The following is an 18,610-nucleotide window of genomic DNA, read 5'->3' as shown; positions in this document are numbered from 1 at the left end:
CCGGAAGGATGGGACCGCGGGCGGACGACCGGGACGCCCGCGGTCCCTGGGGGCGTCACCGTGACCGACACGACGAGGACGGCGGCGAAGACCGCCGGCGGCTCCCGGCGGCCCACCGAGCCGCGGACGGCCCGTGACGCCCTGTACGACCCGCGCGTGGAACTGCTGGCCGGAGCCTTCGCGTTCCGGCTGCTGCCCCCGCCGCCCTGCGCGGTCCGGCCCGCCGACTGCCGCGTCTGGCCCTGGCGGGGGCGGCGGTCCCCTTCGCCATGACGGTGGTCTCGGGGACCGTCCCCCGGAGGCTGACGTGTCCGGGGCCGCTCCGGCCCCGGCGGCGGGGAGCCGGTCACGGATCGGTTGCCGTCGTCACCGTCGTGCGTCCGCACCTCTATCCTCGACGGACGAGGTGAACGGGGAGGAGCCGCGCGCGATGGAACCACTGGGGGACGGTGACCCGCGCTGGATCGGCGCGTACAGGTTGCTGGGCAGACTGGGCGCGGGCGGTATGGGCCGGGTCTACCTGGCACGTTCCGAACGCGGCCGTACGGTCGCGGTGAAGGTCGTCCAGGAGGAGCTGGCCCGCCAGTCCTCCTTCCGCGAACGCTTCGCCAAGGAGGTCAACGCCGCACGGCGGGTCGGCGGCCAGTGGACGGCTCCGGTACTGGACGCCGACACCGAGGCGGCGACCCCCTGGGTGGCCACCGGCTACATCGCCGGGCCGTCGCTGCAGGAGGTGGTGGACGAGGACTACGGTCCGCTGCCCGAGCAGTCGGTGTACGTGCTGGCCGCCGGGCTGATCGAGGCGTTGCGCGCGATCCACGGCGCGGGGCTGGTGCACCGCGACCTGAAACCGTCGAACGTGCTGGTCACCATTGACGGGCCGAAGGTGATCGACTTCGGCATCGCCCGCGCCCTGGACTCGGTGACCGGGAGCGGGCTGACCCAGACCGGCGTCGTCATCGGCTCGCCGGGCTTCATGTCGCCCGAGCAGGTACGCGGCGAGCGGGTCACCCCGGCCGGTGACGTGTTCTGCCTCGGCGCGGTGCTCGCCTACGCGGCGACCGGGCGGATGCCGTTCGGCACGGCCGACAGCGGCTTCCACGCCCTGCTGTTCCGCATCGCCGAGGAGGAGCCCGATCTGACCGGGATTCCCAAACCGCTGCGCGAGCTGATGGCGGACTGCCTGGTCAAGGATCCGGCCGGCCGGCCCGCGCTCGACGCCCTGGCCGGCCGCGTGGTGGCCCGCACGCCGTCCGGCGGGACCTGGCTGCCGGGCGAGGTGCTGGCCCAGCTCGGCCGCCACGCGGTGCGGCTGCTGGACAGCGAGGACCCGGACGCGGCGGCGAGCGCCCTCGCACCGCCCGGGCGTGCGTCCTCGGTGTCCTCGGGGCCGCCCGCGCCACCCGTCGCACCGGGCAGGCAGGTGCCGCACATGGGGCTCACGCCGGGAGCCGTGCCGGGCACCGCCCAGGGGTACGCGACGCCCGTCCCGCCGGCCGTGCCGCCCCGGCCCATGTACCCGTCGGGCCCGGCCGGCCCGCCGCAGGCGCCCCGGCAGTGGCACTCCACGCCCCCGCCCCCGGTCACCGCCTCCTACCCGGCGTCCGGTGGCGTGCGCCCCGGTGCCGCGCGCTCGGCGCGCACGCTGTCCCTCGTGCTGAGTGCCGGACTGAGCGCACTGCTGCTGTGCACGCTGGTGCAGTTCGTGCTGGACATCCAGGTCTACGGGGAGCTGGACGATCTCCACGAGGGGAGCCACCTGGCGTACGCGGCCCTCGACTACGGCTCGCTGCGGAGCACCACCGAGGCGATGGCGGGCCTCTCCGCGCTGTTCCAGCTGCCGGTGGTCGTGCTGTGGCTGGTGTGGTTCTGGCGGATCCGGGCCAACGCGGAGGCGTTCGCCCCCGGGCAGATCCGCTACCACCAGGGGTGGGCGATCGGCTCCTGGCTGGTGCCGGTGGTCTGGTTCTTCATGCCCAAGCAGATCATCAACGACATCTGCGACCACAGCGACCTCACCTCGTCCCGGACCACCTGGTACGGACCGTGCCGGAGCAGCAACCGCGGCCTGCTCAACGGCTGGTGGACGATGTGGCTGATCAGCATGATCATCGGATTCGTCAACTACGAGCCGTGGTACGACGCCGGGACCGTCGGCCAGGCACAGGGCAGCGCGGCCCTCATGGTCCTCGCCGACTTCCTGGCCGTGCCCACCACGGTGCTGGCGATCCTGGTCGTCCTGCGGCTGACCTCACTCCAGGAGGACCGGGTCAAGGCCGCCCGCTGACCCGCTCGTCACCGACCCGCTCGTCACTCCGCCGCCCGTCGGCTGCGCCGTCCACCGGTCCGGCGCAGTCGGCGTGCCGCGGACAGGGCCCCGGCGCGGTGGCGCAGGAGCACCGCGCCGGCCGCCAGCCCCGCCAGGGCGGCCGCACCGCCGAAGACCGCGGCCGCGGACGATTGGGCACCGGGTTCCGCCGTGACGCCGGTGTGCGTGAAAGAGGCGGACAGCAGTTCCCCGGTGCCGCAGACCGCGACCACGGGGTAGCTGCCGCCGACGGCCAGCCCGTCCCGCAGGGCGGCGGTGGCGTGTCTCTCCCGGGCGGGACGGCCGTCGGCGCGTTCGAGTGTGACGGTCCGCTCGAAGGCGGGCGAGGAGACCACGCCGCCCGAGCCGCCCGCCTCGCACACGGCGCGTACGCCGACGGCCCCGCTGCCGCTTCCGCCCGCGAGGGCGGGGGTGAGGACGAGTTCCTGGACGGCGCCCGGCTCACCGCCCCCTTCTCCGGCGGTGTACGCGGAGGCGGGGGCCGCCGCCAGCGCCAGGGCGGCGGCCGTACCGGTGGCCAGTGTGCGGTGTGCGCGGCGACACCGGGCAGGGGTGCGGGGACGGTGGAAGTGCATGGCGGTGGCCTCCACTGCGTTCGGATGCGCGTCGCCCCCATGCGAGCAGCGTCCCCACCGCCCCGCATCCCCGGATGGTGCGGGGGGATGACGTGCCTGCCCCGTACGGCGGAACGAGCCCCGCCCGGCCCGTCCCGTCCGGTGCCCCGCGGCGCTCGGCCGATGTCGTCCTGGGCCGACCGGTGTCAGCCGATGTCGCGGCGGCGGAACGCGGCGAGCCCCACCGCCGTCAGCGCCGCCGCGGCCAGCAGCGTCCACAGGTACGGCGCCGCGGCCGGGTCCCCGCCCGGCAGCTTGGGCAGATGCGTGAACGGCGTGAGGTTCATGACCGCCCCGGGCAGGTCGAGGGCTGGGCCGAGCCAGCCGATGACGAGCGCGCCGCCGACCAGCCCCCACGCCGCCGCGGCCGCTCCGGGCACGGCGCCCAGGAGCAGCACCGCCACCGCGGCCAGCGCCCACACCGCCGGTGCCTGCGCGAGGACCGCACCGGTCACCCGCCACACCGCGCCGGGCTCCCCGGCCGCCAGTCCGTAGCCCGCTCCCATGGCCAGACCGCAGGCGGCGAGCAGTACGGCCGAGCCGGCGAAGGCGAAGAGCAGGTGGCCTGCCGCCCAGCGCAGCCGGGGCACCGCACCGGCCAGGACCGGCTCGGCGCGCTCGGAGGTCTCCTCGCCGCGCATCCGCAGGACCGCGCCCACCGCGTAGATCGCGGTGATCATGCCGAACAGCCCGGCCATGGCGGCGAGGAAGGCGTCGGTGATGCCCGACGCGCCGCCCATCCGCTCGATGATCTCGCGGCTCTGCTCGTTGTCACCGAGCAGATCGGCCGCCCCCTCGGCCATGGCGCCGAAGATCAGCCCCGCGAGCACCAGCCCGGTGCCCCAGCCCAGCAGCGAGCCGCGCTGGAGCCGCCGGGCCAGTCCGTAGGGGCCGTTGATCCGGCCGGTGGCCGGTCCGGGCCGGGTGGCCAGGAAGCTCGCGCCGATGTCGCGCCGCCCGGCCAGCTCGTACGCGGCGGCCGTCAGCGCCGCGGCCAGGCCCAGCGACAGCAGCAGGACCCAGGGCCGCTCGTCGGCGAACGGCCGTGCGTTGCGCGCCCAGGCCAGTGGGGAGGTCCAGGCCAGGGGTGAGGAGCCGTCGGCGGTGCCGGAGTCCCCGGCGGCCCGCAGGACGAAGACCGCGCCCAGCACGGCACCGGTCAGCCCCTTGGCGAGCCGGGCGCTCTCGGTGAGCTGGGCGGCCAGGGCGGCGACCGCGGCGAAGACCAGCCCGGTGCCGCCCAGGGCGAGCCCGGTGGTCAGCGATCCGCCCGCGGGCAGCCCGGTACCGGCCAGGCCGAGGGTGACGAGGACGGCGACGGCGGCGTTCGCGATCGCCGCGGCCAGCAGGGCGGAGGTGAGCGGGGCGCGGCGGCCCACCATCGCGGCGGAGACAAGCTCCTGGCGGCCGGTCTCCTCCTCCTCGCGGGTGTGCCGCACCACGATGATCATGCTCATGATGGCGATGAGTACGCTGCCGATGGTGAGCATCTCCCAGACGGCCAGACCGCCCGGGGAACTGCTGAAGGCCGGGCCGTACACCGCGCGCATCGAGGCGTTGGCGTTCATCGAGGCGACCAGTTCGGCGCGTTCGGCGGCGGTGGGGTAGAACTGCTCGATGGCCGTGGCGTTCTGCACGGCGAGCACGGTCAGCAGCAGGACCCACACCGGGATCAGCACACGGTCGCGGCGCAGCGCGAGCCGCAGCAGCGTGCCGGTGCCGGCCAGGTCGCGGCGGGATCCGTCGCGGCGGGCGGCCGCCGCGGGCCGGGCGACAGTGGTCATGACGCCACGACCTCCTCGCCGTCGGCCGTCGCGACGGTGCCGCCGCGGTCGCCGCCGGCCGCGCCGGCCCCGTCCTCCCGGTAGTGCCGCAGGAAGAGCTCCTCCAGGGTGGGCGGGGTGCAGGTGAGGCTCCGCACGCCGGTCTCCGCGAGCCGCCGCAGCACGCCGTCCAGCTTGTCGGTGTCCACCTGGAGCCGCACCCGGTGGCCCCGGACGGACAGGTCGTGGACGCCGGGCAGGCCGGACAGCCCGTCCGGCTCGCCCGCGAGCTCCGCGCCGACGGAGGTACGGGTCAGATGCCGCAGGTCGGCGAGCGATCCGCTCTCGACGGTGACGCCGCGGCGGATGATGCTGACCCGGTCGCACAGCGCCTCGACCTCGCCGAGGATGTGGCTGGACAGCAGTACCGTCCGCCCCTGGTCGCGCTCCTCGGCGACGCAGTCCCGGAAGACGCCCTCCATCAGCGGGTCGAGCCCGGAGGTCGGTTCGTCCAGGATCAGCAGCTCCACGTCGGAGGCGAAGGCGGCGACGAGGGCGACCTTCTGCCGGTTGCCCTTGGAGTAGGTGCGGCCCTTCTTGGTGGGGTCGAGTTCGAAGCGCTCCAGCAACTCGTCGCGGCGCCGGGCGTCGAGCCCGCCGCGCAGCCGTCCGTAGAGGTCGATGACCTCTCCCCCGGAGAGGTTGCGCCACAGGGTCACGTCGCCGGGCACGTAGGCCACGCGGCGGTGGAGCCCGACGGCGTCCCGCCAGGGATCGCCTCCCAGCAGCCGGGCGGTGCCGGAGTCGGCGCGCAGCAGACCCAGCAGAACGCGGATGGTGGTGGATTTCCCCGACCCGTTGGGCCCGAGGAAGCCGTGGACCTCGCCGGTCTCGACGTGCAGGTCGAGTCCGTCGAGCGCACGGGTGCGGCCGAAGGTCTTCACGAGACCGGAGACCGAGATGGCTGCGGTTGCCTTGGTCATGTTTGCGAAGATACTTTAATTTCAGAAATTTGTGAAGGTAGTAAATGGATGAGATGGGTCAGGGGCCGGTGACCTGGAAGGATGGGGTCCGTGGTGGTGAGTGAACAGCCGAATGAGCCGAATGAGCCGAACGAGCCGAACGAGCGGACCGAGCGGGCGGAGCGGGCGGAGCGGGCCGCCGGCCCGCGCACGCGGTCCTACGGCCCCGAGGTCGCCGAGTTCGTGGAGCGCTTCGCCGCCGAGCTGACCGAGGCGGGCATGCAGCGCATGGCCTCGCGGGTCTTCGCCTGCCTGCTGACCGAGGACTCCGGCACCCTCGGCTCCGCCGAACTCTCCGAGCGCCTGCGGATCAGCCCGGCGGCCGTCTCCGGCGCCATCCGCTACCTCTCCCAGGTCCATCTGGTCACCCGCGAACGGGAACCGGGCTCGCGCCGGGAGCGCTACCGGGTGCACGCGGACATCTGGTACGAGGCGATGACCGACCGCGACGCGCTGCTCGGGCGCTGGGACGCCACCTTCGACCAGGGCCTCAAGGCCGTCGGCCCCGACACCCCGGCGGGCCGCCGCATAGCCGAGACGGCGGAGTTCTTCGACTTCATGCGGCGGGAGCTGGCCATGATGCTGGACCGCTGGCACGCCCACCGCGAGGCCGCGCACGGCGGCGGATCCACTCCCCCGTGAGGCCCCGCCCCGGGCCTCAGGCGGGCGAGGGCCGTTGGGGCGGCACGGCCGGGGGAGCGGCCGGAGAAGTGTCCGAGGGGCCGGCTGGCGGTACGGTCAGGCGCAGCGCCGAGGGGTGCGCCGTCCAGGTGCGGGTGAGGACGGGGCCGGAGACCACCGCGTCGGCGCGGTAGCGGAAGTGCGGCCCCGAGACCGTGACCGTACGGGCCCGCGCCCGCACCGGACCGTCCTGCGCCCGCCGGCGCACGACCACGTCCACCAGACCGCCGCCCGGCGTGAGCGAGACCCGCTCCACCGGGTTGTCGAGGTCGGTCAGCAGCACACCGTCGGCCTCGACGCGCAGCCGCGCCGCCCCCGGGCCGGGCGCGGGCCGGGCCAGGGTGCGCACCAGGGAGCGGCAGCGGCCCAGCGGCCCGCGCGCCGGACCGCCCGCCCCGTCGCGCGGTTCCCGGTCCCCGAGCAGTGGCGGGATGCGCAAGTCCCCCAGCACCACTCCGCCGCTGTCGTCTGTCAGCAGGTCGAAGCGCCTCTCCCGGCCTTCCAGCACCGTCCGCGCCGCCCGCACCGCGTCCAGCGGCACTCCCAGTGTCCCGGCCAGCGCCACCGACCCCGGCCGTCCCACCGGCACCACCGACAGCGCGCAGTGCGCCAGCCCGCGCTCCAGGTGCAGCAGCCGTACCGCACGCAGCAGCGCCCGGTCGTCCCCTATCACCACCGGGCGCCGGCGGCCCCGGCGGGCCAGCGCCCGCGCGGCCTCCTCGGGGCCGTCCGGCAGGCACACCTTCACTCCGGGAGAGCCCGCGGCCAGCACGTCCCTGGCGATCCGTACGGACTCGCCGTCCGTGCGGCGGGCGAGGGGGTCGACGAGCACGAGCAGCGGATGCGGAACCGGCACCTCGGTCCTTCCTTCGGTTGTCCCGGCCGCCTGCGGCCACGGGGGCGGCCGGAATCGGCGGCCGCGGACGGGAATTGGCTGTGATGGGTACGGACGGCGGGATCGGCGGGGGTGCGGCCGGGGGTCGTCGCGTTCGCCTCCCGTCGGAGGAGTCCGGTAATCTCTCGGTGCAAGAGCCCCTGTCGCTGTTGCGGCCAGGGGTTTCGTCGATTCGGGGCACCGGTCCGACGGCTCTTGTCGGCGCGTTCGGTTCACGGCCGACACGCACGTTGGACATGCCCCGGCCGGAAGGGGTGTACGCCTGTGCCCGCACTCGTGCTGCTCGGCGCTCAGTGGGGTGATGAAGGCAAGGGGAAGGCCACCGACCTGCTCGGTGGCTCGGTGGACTACGTGGTGCGCTATCAGGGCGGCAACAACGCCGGCCACACGGTCGTCGTCGGCGACCAGAAGTACGCGCTCCACCTGCTCCCCTCCGGCATCCTCTCCCCGGGCTGCGTCCCGGTGATCGGAAACGGTGTCGTGGTGGACCCGGCGGTCCTGCTCTCCGAGCTGAGCGGGCTCGAAGAGCGCGGCGTGGACACTTCCAAGCTGCTGATCAGCGGCAACGCACACCTGATCACGCCTTACCACACCACGATGGACAAGGTGACCGAGCGCTTCCTGGGCAAGCGCAAGATCGGCACCACCGGCCGCGGTATCGGCCCGACGTACGCGGACAAGATCAACCGCGTGGGCATCCGCGTCCAGGACCTCTTCGACGAGTCGATCCTGACGCAGAAGGTCGAGGCGGCCCTCGACCAGAAGAACCAGGTCCTCGCCAAGCTCTACAACCGCCGGGCCATCGCCGTGGAGCAGGTGGTCGAGGAGCTGCTCGGCTACGCGGACGCGCTGCGCGGCTACGTCCGCGACACCACTCTGCTGCTCAACGACGCGCTCGACGAGGACAAGGTCGTCCTCTTCGAGGGCGGTCAGGGCACGCTGCTGGACGTGGACCACGGCACCTACCCCTTCGTGACCTCCTCCAACCCGACCGCCGGCGGCGCCTGCACCGGGGCGGGGGTGGGCCCGACGAGGATCGACCGGGTCATCGGCATCCTCAAGGCGTACACCACGCGCGTGGGCGCCGGGCCGTTCCCGACGGAGCTGTTCGACGAGGACGGCGAGAAGCTGCGCACCATCGGCGGCGAGCGCGGCGTCACCACCGGCCGCGACCGGCGCTGCGGCTGGTTCGACGCGGTGATCGCCCGGTACGCCACCCGTGTCAACGGGCTCACCGACTTCTTCCTCACCAAGCTGGACGTGCTCACCGGCTGGGAGAGCATCCCTGTCTGCGTCGCCTACGAGATCGACGGCCGGCGGGTCGACGAGCTGCCCTACAGCCAGACCGACTTCCACCACGCCGAGCCGGTCTACGAGATGCTGCCGGGCTGGTCCGAGGACCTCTCGGGGGCCAAGGAGTTCTCCGACCTGCCGAAGAACGCGCAGTCCTACGTGAAGGCGCTGGAGGAGATGTCGGGCGCGCCGATCTCCGCCATCGGCGTCGGCCCGGGCCGGGACGAGACGATCCAGATCAACTCGTTCCTCTGACCGGGCCTCCCCGGGGCGTGCGGGGGGTGTGTTTCCGCACGCCCCGCACGCCCGCTCGCTCACCCCCGGCCGGGGCCGCCGCCCTCGTCGCCGCCGCTCCGCGCCTCCAGGCCGTCCAGCGCCTTCGACAGCCGCTCCAGCGCGTCGTACACCTCGGCGAAGGCATCCTCGCCCCCCAGCGCCTCGGTCAGCCGCGCGGCGAACTCCGCGTGACCCGGGGTGAGCCGGTCCACCGCCGCACGACCCTCCCCGGTGGGGGCGAGCAGCTTGGCCCGGCGGTGCGCGGGGTTGGGCTCGTACACCGCCAGGCCGCGTTCCACCAGCAGGTCCGCCACACGCTGCACGCTCTGCCGGGTGACGCCCATGGCGCGGGCTACGCCCGCCACCGGCAGCGGCTCGCGCAGTACCGCGCCGAGCACTTGCCACCAGGCGGCGGTCAGCCCGGCTGGCCGGGCCAGCCGCTCGGCGGCGGACAGGAACCGCCCGTTCAGCCGGAAGACCGCCAGCGCCGTCCCCGACAGCAGCCCGGGGGCGCTCACGCCGCCCCGCTCGCGCCCTCGTGGGCCGCCAGCACCCCGTGGGCGCTCGCGTCGGAGTGGCGGAACAGCCGGAACCAGGCGTCCAGCACCTCGGGCGGGTACACTTCCAGCCGGGCCAGGATCTCGCGGGCGAACGCCACCGGCTCGGTGGGCCCGGCGGTGATCAGGTCCCCGTCGGCGCAGGCGTCCGTCTCGCGGTAGTGGCCGCCGCCCCGGTAGCCGGTGGCGGCCAGCACCTCGGCGGCGGCGCCGGTGTGGGGGCGGTCGTCGAGCAGCCCCTCCTTCGCCAGCCCGGTCACGGCCCCGCAGATGGCGGCGACGGGCACTTCGGCGTCCAGGAAGGCGCGGGCCGCCGCGGCGAAGGGCGGAATCACCGTCTCCCAGGCGTCCGCCCCCGGCAGGATCAGCAGCGCGCTGTCCTCGGGCCGCAGATCGGCGATCGACAGACCGGGCGACACCTGCATGCCGCCCATGCTGATCACGGGCTCGCCGCTCTCGCCCACGTACACCACATGGTGTCCGGCGCCGGTCAGGGCGGTGGCGGCGTAGGAGGCCTCCCAGTCGGCGAAGGTGTCGTAGACGGCGACGTGCACGGTCCCGCGTTCCACGGCTCCTCCTCAGAACTGCCCACCCGGTCGTATATGACAATATACTGTCAGTTTGACTGAATGCTGTCAAAGGGCAGGCGCTACGCTGACCCCTGGAAAGGGGGGCGGGTGCGAGACGGCACCGACGCCCGGACGGCCCGAGCCGTGAGGAGGCGCCCGTGATCCAGCGCAGCACACTGCGCGCGCAGATCGCGGACGCGCTGCGCGACGAGGTGCTCGCCGGGCGGCTCCCGGCCGGCCGGGGCTTCACGGTCAAGGAGATAGCCGAGCAGTACGGCGTCTCCGCCACCCCGGTGCGCGAGGCGCTCGTCGACCTGTCCGCGCAGGGCCTGCTGGACGTGGAGCAGCACCGGGGTTTCCGCGTCCACGTCTTCACATCCGCCGACTACCGGGCCATGGTCCAGGCGCGCGCCCTGGTCGCCGAGGGCGTCTTCCGCGGATCCGCCGGACCGGACCGGCCCGCCCCCGGCGACGAGCGGCTGGCCTCGGTGCGCCGCCGTGCCGAGGCGGCCGAGCGGGCCGTGCACGCCGGGGACCTGGACGTGCTCATCGGCTACGACCTGCGCTTCTGGCGGGAGCTGGGCGAGCTGAGGGGCAATCCCTACATAACCGAGTTCCTGGACCGGCTGCGCGTGCGGTGCTGGGTCTTCGCCGTACCGCATCTGCGCGAGCGGCCCGGCCTGCGGAACGTGCTGTGGACCGGCTACCGTGAGCTGGCCGAGGCGGTCGCGCACGGGGACGACACGGCGGCCGGGCGCCTCGTCGCGGCCTGCGACGAGCTCTGCCTCGCCCTCGTCGGGAAACTGGAGTGAGCGACTACTCTGTTGCGCCCGGATTCCGTACCGCCCGCGCCCGCCGTCCACCGCCTGTCGCATTGGAGTACCCGTTGGCCTGTGACCTCTGGCTGGTGCCGCTCGTCGACGTGCTGTGCCACAGCCCCGACAATCCCTTCGCCGAGGAACTCGCGTCGTACGACAGGGCGCTGATCGCCGCCGGACAGCAGCCGATCCCCGTCCACGGCTACATGCCGGGGCTGTCGGGCGATGTGGCGCCGGTCGCCGGCTTCGACTACGACGCGCTGCACTTCCTGCGCCGCGCCCACCTCCTCCAGCTCTGCGGCCTGGAGGTCACCCCGGTCGACGCGCTCGGCGGCGACTACGAGCAGTTGCTGGAGATGTTCGCCCCGACGGCCCAGCAGTCGCACCTGGTGTGGCACTACGACCACGCCGGCGCGTACGTCCCGGTCGACTTCGCCCATCCGCTCTTCGACGACGAACTCCTCGCCGGTGGTGGCCCGCTGGGCTCCAGCCACGGACTGCTGCGCGAACTCGAGGCGGTCGCCCCGTACCTGGGCATCGACCCGGCCAACCCTCCCCCGGCCCCGGCACCCCCGGCCCGTCCCACAGAACTGGACGAACCGGCCGCCATCCCGGCGTACGACGCCGGGCCGTTCGCACGGGAGCGCCACGTCTGGCTGGGACTGCACGCCGCGGCCACCCGGAGCCTGGCGCAGGGCTCCATGATCCTCTTCGGCTGACTTCCCGGCCGGGCTCTCCGACCGCCGCTGTACCGGCCGTCGTCGGCAGCCGTCAGCGCGGCCCCTCCGGAGGTCGCTGTCGCGGCATGCTCGGCCGGACTCCCGGCGGCATCGAGAAGCGGGCCGGCTGCGCGGCGGACTGCGCCGGGCGCGTACTCCAGGCGGAGGAGGTCAGCGACTGGGTGTGCAGCGGCGCCGGACCGGAGCGGAACTCCACCATCCAGGCGGCGGTCTCGCCCCTCACCAGCTCGGTCACATCCTCCCAGAAGCGCCGCAGCACCCCCAGGCACCGCTCGGCGGCCTCACCGGCCGTGCCCTCGGTGGGCCCGAGCACCTCGCGCACGCTCTCCGAAGCCCAGTCGTACTGCAGCGTCTCCAGCCGCCGCTGGACCGCCTGCGCCGTGGCGATGCCGCGCATCCAGCCCGAGGTCAGCCCGAACCAGCGGTCGCACCCCGCGCACACGGCCGCCAGCAGCAGCGCCGGGAACGCCCACAGGGCCGCACCGCGCACCCCGCCGGCCAGCTCCAGCAGCGGCAGGCCGCCCCCGGCCGCCAGCCCGGCGGCGGTCCCCGCCCGCAGCGCCCTGGCCCACCGGCGCCTGCGCACCCGGTCGGCCAGATACCACTCCACGACCTCCAGCGCCCCGCTCTCCACCCACTGGTACAGCTCGTCCAGACGCTCGGCGGGCTCGCCCCAGTCCCCCAGCGGGAACGGCCGCCCGAGCAGATCCCCGTGCCCGCCCCGCCCCGTACCGCCGCCCGTTCCGGGGCGCATCTCCGGCTGACTCACCCGCCACTCCCAACAAAGCCCTCGCTCGGATCCACTCGCGGACGGACCTCCCTCGGACCGCTCGGTGCCCCTTCCTACCCCCAAAAGTGGGAGGTCTCTCGGCCTTCGCGGTATTTCCGCCCATACGTGCATCCCGATTGGGTATGCAGGCCCCGCTCTTCTCACCCGATGGAGTGAGAAGAGCGTTTCGGCTGCCATCTCGCGCCCCTGACCACGCACGACACCACGCACGACACCGCGCACGACACCGCGCGGGCCCCGCTGTCCGCCTGCCGGGCGGACCCGCCGGGGCCCGGGAAGGGACGGATAGGGTGCAGGGCGTGAAGGTCCTCGTCATCGGCGGCGGCGCCCGCGAACACGCCCTGTGCCGCTCCCTATCCCTCGACCCCGACGTCACCTCGCTGCACTGCGCGCCCGGCAACGCCGGAATCGCCCAGGTGGCGACCCTGCACTCCGTCGACGCGCTCGACGGCCCGGCCGTGGCCGCACTGGCCGCAGGCCTGGAGGCCGATCTCGTCGTGGTGGGGCCGGAGGCCCCGCTGGTGGCCGGGGTGGCCGACGCCGTGCGCGAGCGCGGCATCGCCGTCTTCGGCCCGTCGGCCGAGGCGGCCCGGCTGGAGGGCTCCAAGGCGTTCGCCAAGGAGGTCATGGCGGCCGCCGGGGTCCCCACGGCCCGCTCCTACGTGTGCACCACCGACGAGGAGACCGACCGTGCGCTGGACGCCTTCGGGCCTCCGTACGTCGTCAAGGACGACGGGCTGGCGGCGGGCAAGGGCGTCGTCGTCACCCCCGACCTGGAGGCCGCCCGCGCCCACGCCCGCGGCTGCGGGCGGGTGGTGGTCGAGGAGTACCTGGACGGCCCCGAGGTCTCGCTGTTCGCCGTGACCGACGGCGAGTGCGTCGTACCGCTGCGGCCCGCCCAGGACTTCAAGCGCGCCCACGACGGGGACGAGGGCCCCAACACCGGCGGCATGGGCGCCTACTCGCCGCTGCCCTGGGCCGACCCCAAGCTGGCCGACGAGGTGCTGGTCACCGTCCTGCAGCCCACCGTGGACGAGATGCGCCGCCGCGGCACCCCCTTCTCCGGGCTGCTCTACGCGGGCCTGGCCATCACCTCGCGCGGGGTGCGCGTGGTGGAGTTCAACGCGCGATTCGGCGATCCGGAGACCCAGGTCGTCCTGGCCCGTCTGAGGACCCCGCTGTCCGGGCTGCTGTACGCGGCGGCCACCGGCGCCCTGGCCGAGTTCCCGCCGCTGCTCTGGAGCGACGACGCGGCCGTCACCGTCGTCGTCGCCTCCGAGGGCTACCCCGTGTCTCCCCGTACGGGGGATGTCATCGAGGGCCTGGAGGAGGTCGCCGGGAAGGACGCCCCCACCGCCTACGTCCTCCACGCCGGTACCCGGCTGGACGAGGAGGGGCGCGTGGTCAGCGCGGGTGGCCGGGTCCTGTCCGTCACGGCCACCGGAGCCGGGCTCGCCGAGGCACGTGAGCACGCCTACCGGGCGGTGTCCCGCATCCGGCTGGCGGGTTCGCACCACCGCGGCGACATCGCCGCCGCGGCGGCCGGGGCCGGACAGGTGACCGGGGAGGCGGCCGGGCAGGTCTGAGCCGGCGCCCGGCCGGGTTTCGGCAGGGCACTCCGGCGAGGGGATTTCCGCACCCAGCTTTACCCAAAGCCATTCCATCGAGTGACCGCTTTCTCATCCGGCTGACGGCCACCCGGGCGCCGACTAGGGTTCCCGCGGACGGCTCCGGCAAGTGGCCCACCGCACATTGCGATGTCGGTCGCCGGTGCCACAGTGGGGGAGTGACGGCAGGCGCGGGGGAACGGCGAGGGGGTGAGCGGCTCATGGCGGTACCGGAGACGGGCGCGCGTTCGGCGCGCGATCACGCACTGGCGGTCCTGAGGGTGCGCGGCGCCGCGCTGGGCGCCGCGCTGCTACCCGCCGCCGCGGCGGTCGTCCTGCTGGCAGGAGGGGCCACCGGCCACCTCCGCGGCGACGGCTGGGACGCGCTGCGCTGGACGGCCGCGGCGGTCGCCGTACCGGTGATCGCCGCGGCCGCGGGCGTGGCCGCGGTGATCGCCCGGGCGCGCCCGGCGGTCAGTCCCACCGTGCAGATCGACGAGTCGGCCGCCCCCGACCTGTACCGGCTGATACGTGATCTCGCCGACCGGCTGGACGTCCCCGAGCCCTCGGCGATAGCCCTGACGCCGGACTGCGACAGCTGGCTGGAGGACCGGGCGCACACCGCCCGCGGCCGGCGTCTGCCGCGCCCCGGCGCGGGGAAGCGCGGCGCGGGCGCCCCCGTGCTCGTCGTCGGCTCCCCCTTCCTGTGGTGGATGCGGGTGGCCGAGCTGCGGGCGCTGCTCGCCCCGATCGTGGCCGGGACGGGCCCGTCCGCCCACCCGGACATCGCCGCCGCCCGGCGCTTCGTCCGCGGGCTGGACGCCGCCGCGGCGGTCGCCGTCGCGGCCCGCGGTCCGGCGCCCAGACGGCTCGCGTACGACTTCGCCGGCTGGGTCTCCCGGCTGCTGCTGCGTGCCGGGGCCTCCCACGCCGCGGAGATGGAACGCATGGTCGCGGCCGCGGCCGCGGTGCGGGCCCAGACGGTCGACTACGGCCTGCGGGTCGTCGCCCAGGAACAGGTGGGCCTGGCGTACGCCGGCTGGGACCGGCTGCTGACCAGGGTCGCGCTGCCCGCCTGGCGCACGGGGCGCTGGCCCGCCCGGCTGGACGCCGGAGTGGTCTCCGCTCTCACCGAGCTGTCCCGGCGCGACCGGCTGGCCGAGGGCTTCGCCACCCGGCTGGGCGAGCGCCCCGCCTGCGACCTGCTGGAGGAGCCCGGTGAGGTGGACCGTCAGGTCTCCCTGCTGGCCGCGCGCCTCTTCCACGGCGGTCCGGCCGAGCCCGGCCCCGACTGGGCCCCGGTGGACTGGCAGGAGTACCCGGAAGAGGTCGTGGACCGCATCTGGCGCTCCGGGGCCGCCCGCCTCTTCGCGGCGCTGCGGGCCGAGAAGACCCCGACGCTGGCCGAGCTGATCGACCGGCTGGCCGGTGTGGCGGCCCCGGATGTCCCGGCCGGTGGCGCCGACGCGCTCGCCGCCCGGATCGGGGCCGACCTCGCCCGTGAGGAGGCCGCCCGGGCCGGGGCCGCCCGCGAGGCCGGCTCGATACCCCTGCCCGTGCCCGGCGGGGACGGCGCGCTCCTCCCGCCCGGCGGCGGCTTCCCCCTACAGCCGCCGCGCTCCGGACGCGAGCTGCTGGCCGAGCACGTCACGGCCGCCGTGTGCTGCGCGGCCGTGGACACCGCCGGGGCGGCCCCCGGGCTCGACTGGCTGGACGGCCCCGCCCTGTTCGTCGACGGCGAACGCCGCGCGGACCTGGTCCGTCCCGTCCTCGCCCTCGCCGAGGACGGCGACCCCCGGCCGCTGCGCGACTGGCTGGCGGCCGTCGGCGTACGGCCCGACAAGCCCATCCGTCTGGTCTGAGCCGCCTGGCCCGAGCCGCCCGGGTGGGCCGGGAGCGGCCCCGGCTCCTGCCTCCCTCGCCTCTCCGTTCGAGTCCGTTCGAGACGGATTCGGCCCCCGGCCCCGGCTGTTGTGCGACAAAGGGTGACAGGACGTTCGCTTTATGTGATGTGCTGGTGCCCGGCATCGCGGGACGGGCACAGGGAGGGGAGAGGCAGGTGGGCACGGAGCAGATCCGGCGCTGGGAGTCGGGGGCTCTCGCACACGCGGTCACCGATCCGTTCGGGCAGGGACCACTGCCCTGGCTGCGGTGCGGCGAGCACTACTTCGACGACACCGGCCACGTCGTCCCCTGGTACATCGACCACAGCAGCCTGGACGGCGCACGCGCCCCCTCCACTGCGGGCGGCGGCCCGTGCGCCGCCGACGACGTGCACTGCCAGATCAAGGGCTTCACCTCCGAGAGCGCGGTCTCGCCCGGTGGGTCCATCGACTTCCGGATCACGGTCAACCCGCCCCAGCCCTTCGGTGTGGACATCTACCGCATCGGCCACTACGCCGGCGAGGGCGCCACCAAGATCACCACCAGCCCCCGGCTGTCCGGCATCGTCCAGCCGGCGCCGCTGACCGCCGACCGCACCGTCTCCTGCCACCACTGGTGGCTCTCCTGGCGGCTCCAGATCCCGGACTACTGGAGCACCGGCGCCCACGTGGCCGTGCTGACCACCGCCGACGGCCACCGCTCCCACATCCCCTTCACCGTCCGCGACGAGCGCCCCGGCGACCTGCTGCTGGTCCTCCCCGACGTCACCTGGCAGGCGTACAACCTCTTCCCCGAGGACGGCCGCACCGGCGCCAGCCTCTACCACGCCTGGGACGGTGAGGGGCGGCTGCTGGGGGAGGAGGAGGCGGCCGTGACCATCTCCTTCGACCGGCCGTACGCGGGCGCGGGCCTGCCCCTGCACGTGGGCCACGCCTACGACTTCATCCGCTGGGCCGAGCGCTACGGCTACGACCTGGCCTATGCCGACACCCGCGATCTGCACGCGGGCCGCGTCGATCCCTCCCGCTACCGCGGTCTGGTCTTCGCCGGCCACGACGAGTACTGGTCGGAGCCCATGCGCCGGGCCGTGGAGAAGGCCCGTGACGACGGCACCTCGCTGGTCTTCCTCTCGGCCAACACCATGTACTGGCAGGTCGAGCTGGGCCCCTCGCCCTCCGGAACCCCCGACCGGCTGATGATCTGCCGTAAGCGGCGCGGCCCGGGCCGCTCGCGGCGCTGGCGCGACCAGGGCGACCCCGAACAGCGGGTGCTGGGCATCCAGTACGCGGGCCAGGTGCCCCGGCCGCACCCGATGGTCGTACGGAACGCCTCCCACTGGCTGTGGGAGGCCACCGGGGCGGCGGAGGGCGAGGAACTGCCCGGTCTGGTGACGGGCGAGGCCGACCGCTACTTCCCGCGCACCGCCCTGCCCCCGCACACCGGCCGCATCCTGCTCGCCCACTCTCCCTACCGGGACGCCTCCGGCGCCCGCCGCCACCAGGAGACCTCCCTGTACGAGGCGCCCGGCGGCGCCCTGGTCTTCGCCTCGGGCACCTTCGCCTGGTCCCCGGCCCTGGACCGCCCCGGCCACACCGACTCCCGCATCCAGCGGGCCACGGCCAACCTCCTGGACCACATCTGCAAACACCCCTGAGCGCCCACGGCCCCCTCCGGCCCTTCCGGGCGGGGCCGTTCGCGCGGTACGAGCCCACCCGTCCGTCCGACCCCGGCCGGTGGGGAGGGCGGCGGTACGGGAGAATCGGAACTTCTGGACCGAGCCACAGGAGGAGCCGTGACCGGATTCGTGGAGAAGCCCGAACCCGTACAGGTGCCGGGTCTGGTGCACGTGCACACAGGCAAGGTGCGGGACCTGTACCGGAACGAGGCGGGGGATCTGGTGATGGTCGCCAGCGACCGGGTGTCCGCCTACGACTGGGTGCTGCCGACGGAGATCCCCGACAAGGGCCGCGTCCTCACCCAGCTCTCCCTGTGGTGGTTCGACCAGCTCGCCGACCTGGTACCGGGTCATGTGCTCTCCACCGAGCTGCCGCCGGGTGCCCCGGCCGACTGGGCGGGCCGCACCGTGGTCTGCCGCTCCCTGCGCATGGTCCCGGTCGAGTGCGTGGCCCGCGGCTACCTCACCGGTTCGGGCCTGGTCGAGTACCGCCAGGCCCGCACCGTCTGTGGCCTCGCCCTGCCCGAGGGCCTGGAGGACGGCTCCGAGCTGCCCGCCCCCATCTTCACCCCGGCCACCAAGGCGGAGGTCGGCGAGCACGACGAGAACGTCCCCTACGAGGAGGTCGCCCGCCGGGCCGGCGCCGAGACCGCCGCCGAGCTGCGCCAGCTCACCCTGGCCGTCTACTCCCGGGGCCGCGACATCGCCAGGGAGCGGGGCATCATCCTGGCCGACACCAAGTTCGAGTTCGGGCGGGCCGTGGAGGAGGGCGGTGAGGAACGGCTGGTGCTCGCCGACGAGGTGCTGACGCCGGACTCCTCGCGCTTCTGGCCCGTCGACGCGTGGGAGCCGGGCCGCTCCCAGCCCTCGTTCGACAAGCAGATCGTCCGCGACTGGCTGACCTCCCCGGCCGCCGGCTGGGACCGCGGCGGCGAGGTCCCCCCGCCCGAGCTGCCCGCCGAGGTTGTCGAGCGCACCCGCGCCCGCTACATCGAGGCGTACGAGCTGCTGACGGGCACCCGCTGGAGCTGACCGCGCGTGCGGCCCGTCCAGTCGGCCGGGGCACCCGGCGGCAGCTCGGTGGAGAGCACATGACC

Annotated in this window: 17 protein-coding genes; 10 read left to right on the top strand and 7 right to left on the bottom strand. The window is 74.5% G+C overall.

The window, feature by feature from the left end:
- Positions 1-60: 60 nt before the first annotated feature.
- Positions 61-273: a hypothetical protein gene (locus LJ221_RS03550; RefSeq protein WP_241713611.1), complete on the top strand. Its 213-nt coding sequence runs from the start codon at positions 61-63 to the stop codon at positions 271-273.
- Positions 274-430: 157 nt separating this feature from the next.
- Positions 431-2,287 carry a DUF4328 domain-containing protein gene (locus tag LJ221_RS03545; protein ID WP_241713610.1) on the top strand — a complete coding sequence of 619 codons (1,857 nt, stop codon included), beginning with the start codon at positions 431-433 and terminating at the stop codon, positions 2,285-2,287.
- Between the two features lie 23 nt (positions 2,288-2,310).
- Here the strand turns inward: LJ221_RS03545 and LJ221_RS03540 are convergent, their stop codons facing one another.
- The 3 genes from LJ221_RS03540 to LJ221_RS03530 all read right to left on the bottom strand — a co-directional run bounded on the left by LJ221_RS03540 (position 2,311) and on the right by LJ221_RS03530 (position 5,689).
- On the bottom strand, positions 2,311-2,904 hold the full coding sequence (locus LJ221_RS03540; protein ID WP_241713609.1) for a hypothetical protein: 594 nt from the start codon (positions 2,902-2,904) through the stop codon (positions 2,311-2,313).
- Between the two features lie 185 nt (positions 2,905-3,089).
- Positions 3,090-4,727: an ABC transporter permease gene (locus tag LJ221_RS03535; protein ID WP_241713607.1), complete on the bottom strand. Its 1,638-nt coding sequence runs from the start codon at positions 4,725-4,727 to the stop codon at positions 3,090-3,092.
- The gene (locus LJ221_RS03530; RefSeq protein ID WP_241713605.1) at positions 4,724-5,689 is read right to left on the bottom strand and encodes an ABC transporter ATP-binding protein; all 966 of its coding nucleotides are present in this window, start codon (positions 5,687-5,689) and stop codon (positions 4,724-4,726) included. The genes LJ221_RS03535 and LJ221_RS03530 overlap by 4 nt, the downstream gene beginning before the upstream one ends.
- A 96-nt stretch (positions 5,690-5,785) precedes the next feature.
- Here LJ221_RS03530 and LJ221_RS03525 point away from each other — a divergent pair, with 96 nt between their 5' ends.
- Complete coding sequence (locus tag LJ221_RS03525; protein WP_374228366.1) at positions 5,786-6,370, top strand: GbsR/MarR family transcriptional regulator; 585 nt, start codon at positions 5,786-5,788, stop codon at positions 6,368-6,370.
- Positions 6,371-6,386: 16 nt separating this feature from the next.
- On the opposite strand, the gene LJ221_RS03520 is transcribed toward LJ221_RS03525, so the two are convergent.
- On the bottom strand, positions 6,387-7,265 hold the full coding sequence (locus tag LJ221_RS03520; RefSeq protein WP_241713604.1) for a diacylglycerol kinase: 879 nt from the start codon (positions 7,263-7,265) through the stop codon (positions 6,387-6,389).
- Positions 7,266-7,568: 303 nt separating this feature from the next.
- Here LJ221_RS03520 and LJ221_RS03515 point away from each other — a divergent pair, with 303 nt between their 5' ends.
- Complete coding sequence (locus LJ221_RS03515) at positions 7,569-8,852, top strand: adenylosuccinate synthase (RefSeq protein ID WP_241713602.1); 1,284 nt, start codon at positions 7,569-7,571, stop codon at positions 8,850-8,852.
- A gap of 59 nt (positions 8,853-8,911) precedes the next feature.
- Here the strand turns inward: LJ221_RS03515 and LJ221_RS03510 are convergent, their stop codons facing one another.
- Positions 8,912-9,391, bottom strand: coding sequence for a MarR family winged helix-turn-helix transcriptional regulator (locus tag LJ221_RS03510; RefSeq protein WP_241713600.1), 480 nt, complete (start codon positions 9,389-9,391; stop codon positions 8,912-8,914).
- A complete protein-coding gene (locus LJ221_RS03505; protein ID WP_241713599.1) occupies positions 9,388-9,999 on the bottom strand; it encodes a DJ-1/PfpI family protein in 612 nt (203 codons plus the stop codon). The genes LJ221_RS03510 and LJ221_RS03505 overlap by 4 nt, the downstream gene beginning before the upstream one ends.
- 158 nt (positions 10,000-10,157) lie before the next feature.
- On the opposite strand from LJ221_RS03505, the gene LJ221_RS03500 reads away from it, so the two are divergent.
- Together LJ221_RS03500 and LJ221_RS03495 are read left to right on the top strand one after the other, a co-directional pair.
- Positions 10,158-10,811: a GntR family transcriptional regulator gene (locus LJ221_RS03500; protein WP_241713598.1), complete on the top strand. Its 654-nt coding sequence runs from the start codon at positions 10,158-10,160 to the stop codon at positions 10,809-10,811.
- A 74-nt stretch (positions 10,812-10,885) separates the two neighbouring features.
- Positions 10,886-11,536, top strand: a complete 651-nt coding sequence (locus LJ221_RS03495) for a hypothetical protein (protein ID WP_241713597.1) — start codon at positions 10,886-10,888, stop codon at positions 11,534-11,536.
- Positions 11,537-11,588: 52 nt separating this feature from the next.
- Here the strand turns inward: LJ221_RS03495 and LJ221_RS03490 are convergent, their stop codons facing one another.
- A complete protein-coding gene (locus LJ221_RS03490) occupies positions 11,589-12,326 on the bottom strand; it encodes an SLATT domain-containing protein (RefSeq protein WP_374228363.1) in 738 nt (245 codons plus the stop codon).
- Between the two features lie 320 nt (positions 12,327-12,646).
- On the opposite strand from LJ221_RS03490, the gene purD reads away from it, so the two are divergent.
- From purD to LJ221_RS03470, 4 genes are all read left to right on the top strand, one after another.
- Positions 12,647-13,933: a phosphoribosylamine--glycine ligase gene (gene purD, locus LJ221_RS03485; RefSeq protein ID WP_241713596.1), complete on the top strand. Its 1,287-nt coding sequence runs from the start codon at positions 12,647-12,649 to the stop codon at positions 13,931-13,933.
- 242 nt (positions 13,934-14,175) lie between these two features.
- Complete coding sequence (locus tag LJ221_RS03480; RefSeq protein WP_241713595.1) at positions 14,176-15,816, top strand: hypothetical protein; 1,641 nt, start codon at positions 14,176-14,178, stop codon at positions 15,814-15,816.
- A 197-nt stretch (positions 15,817-16,013) separates the two neighbouring features.
- Positions 16,014-17,492 carry a N,N-dimethylformamidase beta subunit family domain-containing protein gene (locus LJ221_RS03475; protein WP_241713594.1) on the top strand — a complete coding sequence of 493 codons (1,479 nt, stop codon included), beginning with the start codon at positions 16,014-16,016 and terminating at the stop codon, positions 17,490-17,492.
- A gap of 138 nt (positions 17,493-17,630) precedes the next feature.
- A complete protein-coding gene (locus LJ221_RS03470; RefSeq protein WP_241713593.1) occupies positions 17,631-18,545 on the top strand; it encodes a phosphoribosylaminoimidazolesuccinocarboxamide synthase in 915 nt (304 codons plus the stop codon).
- Positions 18,546-18,610: the final 65 nt, after the last annotated feature.

The sequence above is a fragment of the Streptomyces sp. CNQ085 genome (assembly GCF_022614595.1).
In the GTDB taxonomy this organism is placed as follows: Bacteria; Actinomycetota; Actinomycetes; order Streptomycetales; family Streptomycetaceae; genus Streptomyces.
Note: the sequence above shows the minus strand (reverse complement) of the source record. Positions and strands in the feature narration are given on the sequence as shown.